Genomic DNA, 13,396 nt, shown 5'->3' with positions numbered 1-13,396 from the left:
AGGGGGGATTGAAATGACGTGTGTATTAGTCGTTGATGATGATCCGCATATTCGTGAACTGGTCGGACACTTTTTGAGAATGGAAGGTCTGGAGGTAGTCGAGGCGGTGGATGGTTTGGACGCGATGCGCATTTTTGATCAAATCAAGGTCGATTTGCTTGTTCTTGATATCATGATGCCGGGAATGGATGGTTGGGAGCTGTGCCGTAAGCTGCGAGAGCAGACCGACCTGCCGCTGCTTATGCTTACAGCCAAAGGCGAGACGTCACAGATCGTGAAAGGCTTCGCGCTCGGAACGGACGACTATCTTGTCAAACCATTCGACCCCATGGTGCTTGTCGCACGCGTGAAGGCTTTATTAAAACGTTATCGTATCATGGCTTCAAAATCAGTGACTGTCGGAGATCTTGTCCTGCGCAGCGATACATTTGAGTGTCGGGCTGGAGAGAAGGAGATTACCCTGCCGCTCAAGGAGTTTGAGCTGCTCTTCAAGCTGGCCAGCTATCCTGGCAAAACCTTTACCCGCGACCAGTTGATCGAACAGATCTGGGGTTATGATTATGAGGGAGACGAAAGAACAGTTGATGTCCATATCAAGCGCCTTCGGGAACGATTTCCGGAGGCAAGGCACTCTTTCCGGATCAGTACGATCCGAGGATTGGGTTATCGGCTGGAGGTAAGGCAATGAAGCGGGAACCGGGATTCCTCCATATCCTTGCGAGACTCATGCTGGTGTTATTGGTGCTGTATCTTAGCTGGACTGCCGCGTACTTTATTACGGCGGCGATCTATTCGCGCATGTCATGGGCTTTTCATGATTTGTTCGTCTTTCTTATTAATGCGACGCTTGGCTTTTTCTTCTTCGGTATTATCAGTATGACGGTAAGACGCTTCATCCAGCCTAGAGAGCAGCACGCTTTTACCGAAATGATCGATGCTTTAAAACGTATTTCGCAAGGAGACTTTCACATTAATCTGGATTGGGACCTCGGCGGGCGGAACGGAAAACATCGGAGGCCGCATCCTTATGTACAGTTGGTGGACAGTATCAATGATATGGCTGCAAATCTGAAGGCTATGGAAAAACTGCGGGAGGAGTTTATTTCGAACGTATCCCATGAAATCGGCTCACCACTGACCTCGATAATCGGATTCGCCAAGGCGCTTAAGGATGAGAATCTGGATCGTGAGCAGCGAGATCGGTATTTGACGATCATCGAGACGGAGTGTATTCGTCTATCCAAGCTAAGCGATAATCTCATGAAGCTGGCGATTCTGGATTCGGAGCGGTATCCGTTTCGTCCGTCCCTTTATCGGCTGGACAAGCAGCTGATTTCGCTTATTCTCGCCTGCGAACCGCAATGGGAGGCTAAAAAAATCGAGATGACTGTTGAGGTGGATATAGTTGAGGTCAACGCGGACGAGGATCTGATGGGCCAGGTTTGGGTGAATCTTCTTCACAATGCCATTAAATTTACACCACAGGGTGGAAGCATATCTGTTTCTCTTTCAAGTAACGGTGATCAGGCGGTTATCTGCATTGCGGATACGGGACAGGGCATCAACGAACAGGATCGGCAGCGCATTTTTGAACGTTTTTATAAAGCAGACCAGTCACGGGCCCGAACTGCAGGAGGCAGTGGTTTGGGACTTTCCATTGCTTATAAAATAACAGAGATGCATACCGGCTCTATCTCTGTATCCAGCAAGGTGGGAGAAGGAACGGTATTTACAGTTATGCTGCCGCTGCGCCAGAAAGTAATGAAAGGCAGCAGCAACTGTGAAATGTACAACGGCACAGTAATTTAAAAAGGAGCGTCTTCAAAGCCACAAACGGCTGAAGGACGCTCCTTTTTAGTTCCCATACTCATACTCTTATGGCATATGCGTATGTGCTCAGGACTTAGATGTATTTACCGGCTGCATCTCCTGTATAGCTTCTTTCAAGCTTTGTGAGCATTGCTCATATAGCTGTTTTCTTTGTTGCTCACTGGAACCAGATGCGAGTTTTTGCAACTCCGTTGTGCATTGTTCCAGCAAAGTCAGCACGGCTTGATTCGAATCCTGCACCTTGTTTAGCTGTACATTGTCACTATATTGGTCAATGTACAGTTCTCCTTGCGGGTCCACCTGCGCGAAAAATACATCTTTGACCGTTAGACTCTTTTCCTTTAGCTTGGCATCCAGCCATTGTTGAGTGATCCCCATATATGCCATTTGTTGCTCCATAAGTTGTCCATCCATAATGACTGCTGTTGGTTCCTTCTCCGGTAATTGCTGCATATTCAGATCCTTAAGTGTCACAGGCTGCTTGTCTTTGGTTAACAGCACATTGACTTCGCCACTGGTTTCCATAAGAGCAAATTCCACGTCAGATACTTTGAATACATTTTTGCTTCGAAGCTGCTCCATGAGTTCATCCAGGGTGAGCCGTTCTTTTCTCAGATTATCCTCTAAAATTTTGCCGTCTTTGATCAGGATTGTTGTCCTTCCATCTGTTATATCTCTGATTTTCTTGCTTTTAATTTGCAAATATTCAATGCCAAGTGTTGTCAGTACCCATACTGACAAGGCTATGAGGCCTAGATACCAGGTGGATTCACGTTCCATAGGAATGGTAGCAGCCAGGTTACCTATCGTGATTCCTGTTATATATTCGAACAAGGAAAGCTGGGATACCTGACGTTTTCCAAGAATTTTGGTGATTAAAAATAATATAGCGACAGCCATCAATGTGCGTATAGCAACCTCGGCCCAATCCTGCATTTGCTCAACCTCATTTCATTTCGCCACAAGGACGCTACTATTCCAAGGATATCCGCGTCAAGGCACATTTAAACTCCAATTCCCCTAAATTTAAATAACCAAGCTGCCAATAAGCGATGAGATACAATATATAATTAAAATTTTCTATCGATGAATTATCATTGTCTATTGCACAAGCGATTGACGGAAAGGAGGGGGGAGGATACATTATAGATATAATTCTTATTTAATTCATCGGGATTATAAACATTAAGCTCACGGAGGTATGTATATGTCGTCCAAACCTAAAGTTGTATTGTGGAGTAAAACCGGCTGTCATTTTTGTGGAGAGATCAAATCGTACCTGGAATCCCAAAATCAGCCGTATGAAAATATCCAAGTGGACGGAAATGATGCGCTGCGTGACGTGCTGGAGACCAAATATGGTATTCGTTATGTCCCTGTCGTCGAGGTAGGCGGGGATAATAAATATGAAGCACTGCTCAACCCGGATCTGGAAGAGTTGGGTAAAGTGCTGGAAAGTTACAATCAAGTAGTATAGGCCAATAGGAAAAGGATCAGTTGCTCCGCTGCCTATTCAAAATAAGTAGCGGAGACTGCCCTACAAACCATTAGCAGCCTAGCTACCCTAAAAAAATGATAGCCGTAGGATAACAATTATGTTCAAGAGAGGTGGAAGAGTTATGGCTAAGAATAGACAAATTAAATTTGGTGCGATTATTCACGGTGTTGGGGGAAGCATGACGACTTGGCGTCACCCTGAAGTACCTGCGGATGCGAGTGTTAACTTTGAATTTTATAAAACGCAGGCGCAAAAGGCAGAGGAAGGAAAGTTTGACCTCGTATTTATCGCAGATGGCCTGTTCATTAACGAAAAATCCATTCCCCACTTTCTGAACCGTTTTGAACCAATTACGATTCTGTCCGCTTTGGCTGGGGTGACGAAGCATATCGGACTGGTCGGCACACTGTCGACTTCCTATAGCGAACCGTTCACGGTAGCACGCCAGTTTTCTTCCATTGATCATATTAGCGGAGGTCGTGCAGGTTGGAATGTGGTAACTTCTCCGCTGGAAGGCTCTGCCCTTAACTTTAGCAAAGGCGAGCACCCGTCGCATCCGCAGCGCTATAAAATTGCAGAGGAATATTTACAGGTTACCAAAGGACTGTGGGACTCGTGGGAAGAGGATGCGTTCGTTCGTGATAAGGAAGCCGGCGTATTCTTTGATCCTGAAAAGCTGCATACATTGAACCATAAAGGTGAGTTTTTCTCTGTGCAGGGTCCACTGAACATTGGACGATCCAAGCAGGGACAGCCGGTTATTTTTCAGGCAGGTTCCTCGGAGGATGGCAAAAACCTGGCCGCCAAGGAAGCGGATGCTGTATTTACAGGACATGAAACGTTAGAGGAAGCGCAGCAGTTTTATCGTGATGTGAAAGAACGTGCGGTACGCTATGGCAGATCCGAAGAGGATATTGTCATTTTGCCGGGCATATCGCCGATTATTGGCAGCACGACGGAGGAAGCGGAACGTAAGTATGAAGAGATCACTAATCTGGTGACGATTGAGGCTGCGTTAAAATATTTGGGACGTTTCTTCGATCATCATGATTTCTCACAATATCCGCTGGATGAGCCATTCCCTGAGCTTGATGGTATTGGCAGCAATGCGTTCCGCAGCGGTACAGATAAAATCAAACGAGTAGCCAAGGAACAAAACTTGACCTTACGCGAGGTTGCGTTGCGTTCAGCTACGCCGAGAACCTCTTTTATCGGAACCGCTGAGCAGGTGGCGGATCGAGTGCAGGAGTGGTTTGAAAGAAAAGGAGCAGACGGATTCATCATTGGTTCTGATGTACCATCGGGTCTGCATGACTTCGTAAATCTGGTTGTGCCTATTTTGCAGGAACGCGGTATTTACCGTCAGGATTATGAATTTAGCACACTACGTGAAAACCTGGGCGTGCCTATTCCTGAGAACCGCTATACAGCAGCCAAATCTAAAGTGAAGGTTGACGCATAACAGAAGGAGGAAAAAATATGTCCAAGGTTGTCATCCTATCAGGCAGTCCGTCTACACAATCCCGTTTATACGGCTTGATTAACTATACAACGGAGCAGTTGCAGCAGGCTGGAGCGGAGGTTACATTACTGAATGCGGTTGACTTGCCAGCTGAGGATCTGGTCACAGCTAACTTTAACAGCCCCGACGTCACAGCATCACTTGCATTGATTGCAGCAGCGGATGCCGTTATTGTGGCTTCTCCAGTCTATAAGGCGTCCTATTCAGGATTATTGAAAATATTCCTGGATTTGGTTCCGCAGGAGGGGCTAAGAGGGAAACCTGTCCTGCCTTTATTTATCGGAGGTACGCTGGCTCATCTGCTGGTCATTGACTATGCCTTGAAGCCGGTTATTAATGCACTGGGCGGAAGACATATTCTTGGCGGGGTGTATGCAGTGGATCAGTGGGTCGAACGTCTACCAGATGGAGCATACGGGTTGTCCGAAGAATTGGTTGCACGGTTGGAACGTTCTGTTAAAGAACTAAATGAGCTATTAAAATTATAGATATTTTCAATATTTCCATTGACAGGTCGTTCAGTGAGTTTTATGATACAAAAAAACCAAGTTAACATATTGGATAAATGTATATAAAACTTACTGGGGGACTTACGTATGAATATCGAGAATATGGAAGCCTTTGTATACGTGAATCATTATGGGAGCTTTAACAAGGCGGCAGAAGCCTTGTTCTTGTCCCAGCCCTCCGTTACAGCACGGATTCAGACGCTAGAGCGCGAGCTAGAATGCAAGCTGTTCGACCGCCAAAGCAAGCAAACGGTTCTGACGGAGGATGGACGAAAGTTTCTTCCTTATGCGGAGCAGATGCTTCAGGTGCTGCAAAAAGGGAAGCAAAAGCTCCAACAGCGTAAGAAAGCCCCTCAGCAAATTCGAATTGGCTGCACGATATCGGTGTCGAACTACATCATTCCTGAGATATTAAAGCAGCTTCGTGCCCGTTATCCAGAGGTTAACTACAAAATTGTGACGGCTACGACGGATCAACTGGTACATAAACTGTTGAACCGTGAGGTAGACATTAGTTTTGTCCGTAAAGTGATGCATCCGGCTATCCGTACGCTTGCTTTTTATGAAGATCCGATTTCCCTGTATGTATACAACGGCCATCCGTTTATGAAAACAGGAAAGGCCAGCATACAGGATATTCAACGTGAAACACTGGTATTTTTCGAATGCGGATCACTAGATTGGATGAGGATTCATCGCGCTTTTGAATCACTGGAGCAGCCACCGGACATTGCTTTTCAGGTAGACAATGTGGTCACGGCCAAAAAGCTGGTATTGGAAGAAGCGGGTATTGCCTTTTTGCCGGATGTCTGTGTGAACCGTGAAGTGAAAGATCAGAAACTGTTCCGTATCCATGTTCCAGAGGTAGCTGGGGTGTCTATGCAGATTAGCATAATAGCGACCAAAGAAGACTGTGCAGTGACCTCGGATTTTGCAGATGCACTGACAGAAGGTTTCCGGGGTGCTGTTTTGTTATAGGAATGTTCTATAGCTTGGTGGATTGACGTATAGGTTTCCAGGTGTTAAATTAATCACATCCTAAAACCAATTAAGCTTATAGGAATTATGAATTATTGGATGTTGTAGCTACCATGTATGTCGCAAACTGCTGATATACAAAGAGATGAGGGGGATTCATATGAAAAAGTGGTTTGCAATATTGTCTGTTATGGCAATCATCCTGGTGTTGGCAGGCTGCGGTTCCTCAGATAACGCGTCTAGCGCGTCAGGTTCAAGCGGAGACGTGAAGAAAATTATCGTAGGCACAGGTACTCAATTCAAAAATGTATGCTTTATTGACGAAAACGGAAATTTAACAGGTTTTGATGTGGAGCTGATTAAGGAGCTGGACAAGCGCCTGCCTCAATACGAATTTGAATTCAAAACGATGGACTTTGGAAATTTGCTGCTAAGTCTCGATGCCGGCAAGATTGATCTGGTATCGCATCAAATGGAAAAAAACCCGGAGCGCGAAGCCAAGTATCTGTTCAACAAAAATCCGTATAGCATTTTTCTGAACAGAGTCGCTGTAGCGAAGGATAACAATACCATTCATTCAATTGATGATTTGAAAGGGAAAAAGGTACTCACCAGCCCAACCAGTAATGCGGCGTATGTGCTGAAAGAGTATAACAAAACCCACGGAGATGCCCTGAATATCGTTTATACGAGTGGTGCAGCCAATGATACGGTGCAACAAATTACGAGCGGCCGTATAGATGCTACCGTTACGACAGACTTTGCGAACCGTTTTAACACCGATGAAAAAGGAGAAGTAGCTCTGAAAACCGTTGGTGATCCTTTGACTCAATCGGATGTACTGTATGTACTGAACAAAAATGAGCAAGGGTTGGCGGATGACCTAGACAAAGCCATTCAGGAAGTGAAGGACGACGGTACGCTGTCGAAGCTGAGCATTAAATGGCTTGGAGAGGATTTCACTAAGTCTCTGGAAGATGTGAAAAAAGAAGGTAGCAGCAGTAAGAAGTAAGGATAGACTTGGACATTTCAGCGGTCAGGGTACTCTATGTATTCTGACCGCTGATGTATAGAAAGGAGGCAGGCATATGAGCAGAGAGTTCAATATTGACTATGTTTTTAGCTTTATCCCGAAAATGCTGTCTTACTTACACATCACCTTGTTTATTGTGGCAAGCTCGCTTGTATTGGGGCTTATCATTGGTCTGTTGGTTGCGCTGCCTCGCATGTATAACATTCCATTTCTCAAACGTGTTTCTCAAGTGTATGTTTCCTTTTTTCGCGGAACACCTATTCTAATCCAATTGTTTCTGGTGTATTACGGCCTGCCAGAGCTACTAAAGCTGGTGGATATCAATTCCTCCAGATGGGATGTGCTGTGGTTTGCCGTAGCGACCTACGCGCTCAATAGTGGAGCCTTTATTTCCGAAATTATCAGGTCAGGAGTAGAGGCAGTAGATCGAGGACAAATCGAGGCTGCGCAGTCCGTCGGCATGTCAGGCTACCAGACCTTTACACGTATCATAATGCCGCAAGCGCTGGCTGTGGTGGTTCCGGTATTTTCCAATCTGGTGATTGGCAATCTGAAGGATACTTCGCTGGCATTTACGATCGGAGCGATGGAGATGACAGGGAAATCACAGACATTAGGGTCGGCTACCCAGCATTTTGTTGAAACCTATATCGCGTTATCCCTTATCTATCTGGTGATCAGTCTGATTTTACAAAAATTGTTCAAGGTGCTGGAAAATACGCTTCTCCGGCACGAGCATCGGGATGCAGTACAGAAAGAACCCGAGAAACGAAAAAGTTTTGTGGTGCGCTACCTGAGAAGTCCTCGTCTTAGTAAAGGAGGTAAAGGCATATGAGTCTGGATTTTGGATTTATATATACTGCCTTTTTAGGGTTGTTCTCCGCGCTGCCCAACACTTTAATTATTACGGTGGTTTCCGTACTGGCAGGGTTGGTCATCGGTATTATAACGGCACTGGCGCGAATCTATAAGGTTCCTGTGTTGTCCCAAATTTCTCACGGTTACGTTACCTTTATCCGTGGCACACCGATGCTGATGCATTTGCTGCTTATTTATTTCAGTTTGCCTTTGTTGATTGATGCGGGAGCGAAGCATTTCGGCTGGCCTCTGCATTCCAAAGATGTTCCTTATATGGTATTTGCACTCATTTCGTTTTCCATTACCAGTGGCGCGTATATGTCTGAGGTCGTCCGTTCTGGAATCCAATCGGTCAACAAGGGGCAAATCGAGGCGGCTTATGCCGTTGGTATGACGACGTGGCAAGTGCTGAGACGGATTGTATTTCCGCAGGCGTTCGTGGTGAGTTTGCCAAACCTGACGAATTCCGTTATTGGGATGCTTCATGGCTCTACCTTGGCCTTCACGGTTTCGGTCACAGAAATCCAGGCACAGGCTGAAATTCTGGCATCTACCAACTGGAAATATTTAGAGGTATATATCGCGGCTGCACTGCTATTTTGGGGCTTGACGGTATTAATTGAGCGAATATCCGGCTTGGTGGAGAAAAAAATCAATGTGTTTAATGGAGGTCGAGCATCATGATCCGTCTGCAAAATATTACGAAGTCGTTCGGCAAACATGAAGTGCTCAAAGGCATTGATTTGACCGTGAACAAAGGCGAGGTCGTCGTTATTTTAGGCCCGAGCGGTTCAGGAAAAACGACTCTGCTACGCTGCATTAATTATCTGGAAAAGCCGAATGATGGGGAAGTCAGCATTGGCGATTTTACAGTGAACTGCAAGCGACCTGCGAAGAGGGATGTTTTGGCTCTACGTCAAAAGACGGCTATGGTTTTCCAGCAATACAATTTGTTCAAGCATAAAACAGCGCTGGAAAATGTCATGGAGGGACTTGTCGTTGTCCGTAAGGTCAAGCAGGAGGAAGCGAAAAAAATTAGCATTGAAGTGCTGGAAAAGGTCGGTCTGGGTGAAAAGCTGAATCATTATCCAAGCCAGCTATCCGGCGGGCAGCAGCAGCGTGTCGGCATAGCGCGTGCCTTGGCGCTGAACCCGGAAGTGATTTTGTTCGATGAGCCGACTTCGGCGCTGGACCCTGAATTGGTGGGTGAGGTGCTGTCGGTGATCCGCAAGATTGCGAAGGAAGGCATTACAATGATTGTCGTTACACATGAAATGGGCTTTGCGCGCGATGTTTCAAATCATGTGGTATTTATGGATGGCGGTCATATTATCGAGGAAGGCACACCGGACGACATTTTTAACCACCCCAAAGAGGAACGTACCAAACAATTCCTGAAACGGATTACACCGGAATATAACTATTCAATTTAGACGGGAGAGGGAGACATGAGTATTAAAATCGGAGTGTTGGATCAAAGCCCTATACACGAGGGGGAAACGGCAGCGCAGGCCCTTCGTAATACGATTAAGCTAGCACAGCGTGTAGAGGAATTGGGGTTTACGCGCTTCTGGGTATCAGAGCATCACGATTCCGAGCAGGTTGCGGGCTCTTCGCCAGAGGTACTCATTTCCCATTTGCTGGCACGCACTGAACGTATTAAAGTCGGTTCTGGTGGAGTGATGCTTCAGCATTACAGCCCTTATAAAGTAGCTGAAAACTTTAATGTGCTGTCCTCTCTTGCACCGGGTCGCGTAGATTTGGGAATTGGACGCGCGCCGGGCGGGTTGCCGAAATCCACACAGGCGTTACAACGAAACGTTCATGACGCGCCTTCTCTCGAAGAAAAAATTGATGAAGTAAGTCGCTATATTCATAATATTCCGTCTGAAGAAGGACCGTTAGCCGGGTTACAGGCGAATCCGATTCCAGAAACACCAGCGGATATTTACGTTTTGGGTACAAGTACAGACAGTGCTGAAATTGCTGCGCGTTTGGGGTTGCCCTACGTTTTCTCGCAATTTATCAATAGTAATGAGCAGATTGCATTGGAATCATTCCGTACGTATCGGGAGTCTTTCGATTATAGTTATGGACGTGAGCCGAAAGCTCTTTTTGCGCTTTCAGTCATCGTAGCGGACACTTCCGAGGAAGCTGCGGAGTTAGCAGGGGAGCACAAGTTGTACAAAATTCATCTGGCCAGTGGCAAGACGGCTACGGTGGGCACGCTGGAAAGTGCAGAAGAGTTCGGCAAGCAATCAGGTGAAGAATATACAATTGAAGCTACACAAGCGCAAATTAACAAAGGGAATAAAGACGAAATCTATGCTGTGTTGACGGAAATTCAAGCGAAGTATCAGGCCGATGAGCTAATTGTTACGACAGGAATAAGGGATATACACAAGCGCGTGCGCTCGTTCGAGTTATTGCATGAAGCTTTTGCCGGGTTGCCTGTGCAGTCCTAGATGTTGTTGGTCTGAGAGAATTGTAACTATTTTGGGTTCACGAAGGAGGAATAGGGATGAGTGGATCAACCGGGACGAAGGAGCAGGTTTTGGAGCAGAAGCTGGTGGACATTCGCCGCCATCTGCATCGAAATCCCGAGTTATCTAACGAGGAGGTTGAAACTACCGCCTTTATCCGCCGTCTGCTGGAAGAACAGAACATAACCATTCTGGATGTGCCGCTGCGTACCGGATTAGTAGCGGAAATCGGCGGACAGCAGGAGGGACCAACTGTCGCGCTTCGTGCAGACATTGATGCGTTGCCTATTCAGGAAGAGACGGGATTGCCTTATGCTTCGGTGCATCCCGGCAAGATGCATGCCTGTGGGCATGATTTTCATACCGCATCCCTGTTAGGAGCAGCCGTATTGTTGAAGCAGCGGGAGCAGGAGCTGAAAGGCACGGTTCGGCTGGTGTTCCAGCCAGCTGAGGAAAAGGCCAAAGGCGCTGCCCAAGTGCTGGACAGCGGTGCGTTGGCAGGGGTGCAGGCCATATTTGGCCTACATAACAAGCCGGACCTGCCCGTAGGCACGGTCGGCATCAAAGAAGGTCCGCTAATGGCAGCGGCGGATGGTTTTTACATCGAGGTGGAGGGTCTGAGCACACATGCGGCAGTGCCGCATGCAGGGATTGACCCCATCGTGGTATCGTCACATATCATTACGGCGCTGCAATCCATTGTGAGTCGGAGCGTTAATCCGCTGGATAGCGCGGTCATTAGCGTCACGAAGCTGCACAGTGGTAACGCCTGGAACATCATTCCTGACCGCGCCCATTTGGACGGAACAATTCGCACATTTGACGAAAATGTTCGCGCCCAGGTGACTGAGCGCTTCGAGCAGGTCGTAAAAGGCGTTGCGGATGCTTTCGGCACGAAAGCATCCATCCGCTGGATCGAGGGTCCGCCGCCTGTGCTGAACGACGGTAAGTTGGCCGTCATCGCGGAGGAGGCGGCAGAAGCGGTCGGTCTGGACGTAGTTCGTCCCATACCATCCTCGGCGAGCGAGGATTTTGGGTTTTATCAGAAGAACATCCCCGGTGTATTTGTCTTTGTCGGCACTGCGGGAAGCCAGGAATGGCATCATCCTGCCTTTGATCTGGACGAACGCGCGTTGCCCGGAACAGCGAAGCTACTGGCTTCACTGGCAGAATCGGCATTGATATCCATAGAGTAGGAGTGCAAGCCTAGTCTATGGATACTTATCCCCTCCTTGTAGAGGGGATATTTTTGTTTGACGCTATATCATTCCAATGATAGTATAAAATTGTAATTTTATTCAAAAACGAGAGTGGGTGTAATAAGAGAGTAGGCGTTGTCCTTTTAGATGTCTCGTAAAAATAAAAGGTATGGAGGTTAAATAAATGCCGAAGAAAAATGGAATGATCATGGCTTCTTTTTCATTAGTAGTGGCTGCTTCTTTACTGGTTGGCGGGGCTAACGTTGGTTCAGCAGCCTCAGATTTGGAAAGCACTTCTGATATAGCGTCGACAAATATTAATTTGGCTGCTGCTGATATACCTGCTAAATTTAAGCCATCGGTAGAATGGGTTTGGAAGAATAGAATGGTCAAAGAAGGCTCCACCAACCGTAAAAATTTGATTTTTGATCAAATCTATGCGGGAAAAGGAACGCTAAATTATGTAGTGCGTTGGCAATCCTCTAAAAATATCACTCTTCAGCAGCGTAAAGATATGGCTTCCATGCTGAGTCGCCAAATCAATAATTGGAATAAGCAGTTGAAAGGGTATGATGGCTGGCCTTATAACAATATTACAGTAAAAATAGTAGGCTGGGCCGTTGCGAATCCATCACAGATTCTTAACAAACAATCTAATGAAATCGTTTACACGGATACCATTACGGATGACTTAAGTAAAACAGACCCGAATATTCCAGCTAAACTTCCAGTTGCTCCTAACGCACTATCGAGATTTGAACATTTTATGGACCCTAACTATTCTTACCCAGGTGGCCTGGACAAGCGGTTTGATATGTACTTATGGGGAACGTCCAATTTTCAAGGCGGAGCCGGCGGGGATTGGGGGCAACGTATGCCTGATGATTATATCCTGAACACCTTGAATTCGGATGAAATCCAGATTACAGAGCACGAGATGGGGCATGGATTCGGCTTGCCTGACTTCTATGAAGAACATGAGCGTCCACCCGGTGGGTTTCCTGTGCCAACTATTATGTGGGCCGGAAATTCCCCTAAAATAACAGAGTGGGATACCTGGATGTTGCGTTATACCTGGAGCCAGGTTAAGAAGGATACCTCTCGTTTTCCTAACCGCTAAAAAATGCTAGAGTAGTGTGAAAAAAGCTTATAAATAGAGCCGTTTGTTCCAAAATCAAATTCTATGGTGGAATTGATTTAGTGAATAAACGGTTTTTTCATTTTATAAAATACCAGTTTTGTGCATGCAAAGATCAAGTATATGTTCCAAGATACGATTAAAATGACTAATTTAAATCATTAAGGAAAATATTGACGATGCAATAATCCAGTGATAATATGATTTGTGATTATTTACAAAAAACGACAAGGAGATTTGATAGTGTACTCTTAATCTCCTAGATTAGTTCGCAAACACGAAAAGAGAGGTGATAGAGATAGTTATTTCAAGAAAACTATTGCAATAATACAAATGGATATGGAGGTA

Annotated in this window: 14 protein-coding genes; 13 read left to right on the top strand and 1 reads right to left on the bottom strand. The window is 46.1% G+C overall.

The genetic code is table 11. The features are described from left to right. The first annotated feature begins 13 nt into the window (after window positions 1-13). Together BM358_RS00510 and BM358_RS00505 are read left to right on the top strand one after the other, a co-directional pair. The gene (locus BM358_RS00510; protein WP_023988348.1) at window positions 14-688 is read left to right on the top strand and encodes a response regulator transcription factor; all 675 of its coding nucleotides are present in this window, start codon (window positions 14-16) and stop codon (window positions 686-688) included. Beyond that, window positions 685-1,809, top strand: coding sequence for a sensor histidine kinase (locus BM358_RS00505; RefSeq protein ID WP_028542380.1), 1,125 nt, complete (start codon window positions 685-687; stop codon window positions 1,807-1,809). Before BM358_RS00510 ends, BM358_RS00505 begins: the two co-directional genes overlap by 4 nt. Window positions 1,810-1,896: 87 nt before the next feature. On the opposite strand, the gene BM358_RS00500 is transcribed toward BM358_RS00505, so the two are convergent. Then, on the bottom strand, window positions 1,897-2,766 hold the full coding sequence (locus BM358_RS00500) for a DUF421 domain-containing protein (protein ID WP_028542379.1): 870 nt from the start codon (window positions 2,764-2,766) through the stop codon (window positions 1,897-1,899). A 271-nt stretch (window positions 2,767-3,037) separates the two neighbouring features. Between BM358_RS00500 and BM358_RS00495 the strand changes: the two genes are divergently transcribed. The 11 genes from BM358_RS00495 (at window position 3,038) to BM358_RS00445 (ending at window position 13,030) form a co-directional block, all read left to right on the top strand. Further along, window positions 3,038-3,307, top strand: a complete 270-nt coding sequence (locus tag BM358_RS00495) for a glutaredoxin family protein (RefSeq protein WP_023988351.1) — start codon at window positions 3,038-3,040, stop codon at window positions 3,305-3,307. Between the two features lie 142 nt (window positions 3,308-3,449). Continuing rightward, the gene (locus BM358_RS00490; RefSeq protein ID WP_023988352.1) at window positions 3,450-4,790 is read left to right on the top strand and encodes an LLM class flavin-dependent oxidoreductase; all 1,341 of its coding nucleotides are present in this window, start codon (window positions 3,450-3,452) and stop codon (window positions 4,788-4,790) included. 17 nt (window positions 4,791-4,807) lie between these two features. Further along, window positions 4,808-5,338 (top strand): NADPH-dependent FMN reductase, encoded by a 531-nt coding sequence (ssuE, locus tag BM358_RS00485; protein ID WP_028542378.1) that lies wholly within the window; start codon window positions 4,808-4,810, stop codon window positions 5,336-5,338. Window positions 5,339-5,446: 108 nt separating this feature from the next. Continuing rightward, window positions 5,447-6,337, top strand: coding sequence for a LysR family transcriptional regulator (locus BM358_RS00480; RefSeq protein WP_028542377.1), 891 nt, complete (start codon window positions 5,447-5,449; stop codon window positions 6,335-6,337). A gap of 160 nt (window positions 6,338-6,497) precedes the next feature. Beyond that, complete coding sequence (locus BM358_RS00475; RefSeq protein WP_028542376.1) at window positions 6,498-7,349, top strand: transporter substrate-binding domain-containing protein; 852 nt, start codon at window positions 6,498-6,500, stop codon at window positions 7,347-7,349. Window positions 7,350-7,425: 76 nt separating this feature from the next. Further along, window positions 7,426-8,205, top strand: coding sequence for an amino acid ABC transporter permease (locus tag BM358_RS00470; protein WP_023988355.1), 780 nt, complete (start codon window positions 7,426-7,428; stop codon window positions 8,203-8,205). Further along, window positions 8,202-8,912, top strand: coding sequence for an amino acid ABC transporter permease (locus BM358_RS00465; RefSeq protein WP_023988356.1), 711 nt, complete (start codon window positions 8,202-8,204; stop codon window positions 8,910-8,912). The genes BM358_RS00470 and BM358_RS00465 overlap by 4 nt, the downstream gene beginning before the upstream one ends. Then, entirely contained in the window at window positions 8,909-9,661 is a 753-nt protein-coding gene (locus tag BM358_RS00460) for an amino acid ABC transporter ATP-binding protein (RefSeq protein WP_023988357.1), read from the top strand. The genes BM358_RS00465 and BM358_RS00460 overlap by 4 nt, the downstream gene beginning before the upstream one ends. A gap of 15 nt (window positions 9,662-9,676) precedes the next feature. Next, a complete protein-coding gene (locus BM358_RS00455) occupies window positions 9,677-10,693 on the top strand; it encodes an LLM class flavin-dependent oxidoreductase (RefSeq protein WP_028542375.1) in 1,017 nt (338 codons plus the stop codon). Between the two features lie 56 nt (window positions 10,694-10,749). After that, complete coding sequence (locus BM358_RS00450) at window positions 10,750-11,907, top strand: amidohydrolase (protein WP_023988359.1); 1,158 nt, start codon at window positions 10,750-10,752, stop codon at window positions 11,905-11,907. Window positions 11,908-12,094: 187 nt separating this feature from the next. Beyond that, window positions 12,095-13,030 carry a dockerin gene (locus tag BM358_RS00445; RefSeq protein WP_023988360.1) on the top strand — a complete coding sequence of 312 codons (936 nt, stop codon included), beginning with the start codon at window positions 12,095-12,097 and terminating at the stop codon, window positions 13,028-13,030. Window positions 13,031-13,396 lie beyond the last annotated feature (366 nt).

It is taken from the genome of Paenibacillus sp. cl130, from assembly GCF_900116035.1.
GTDB classification, from domain to species: Bacteria; Bacillota; Bacilli; order Paenibacillales; family Paenibacillaceae; genus Paenibacillus; species Paenibacillus polymyxa_B.
The sequence above is the reverse complement of the archived record's forward strand: the minus strand, read 5'-3'. Positions and strand labels throughout refer to the sequence as shown.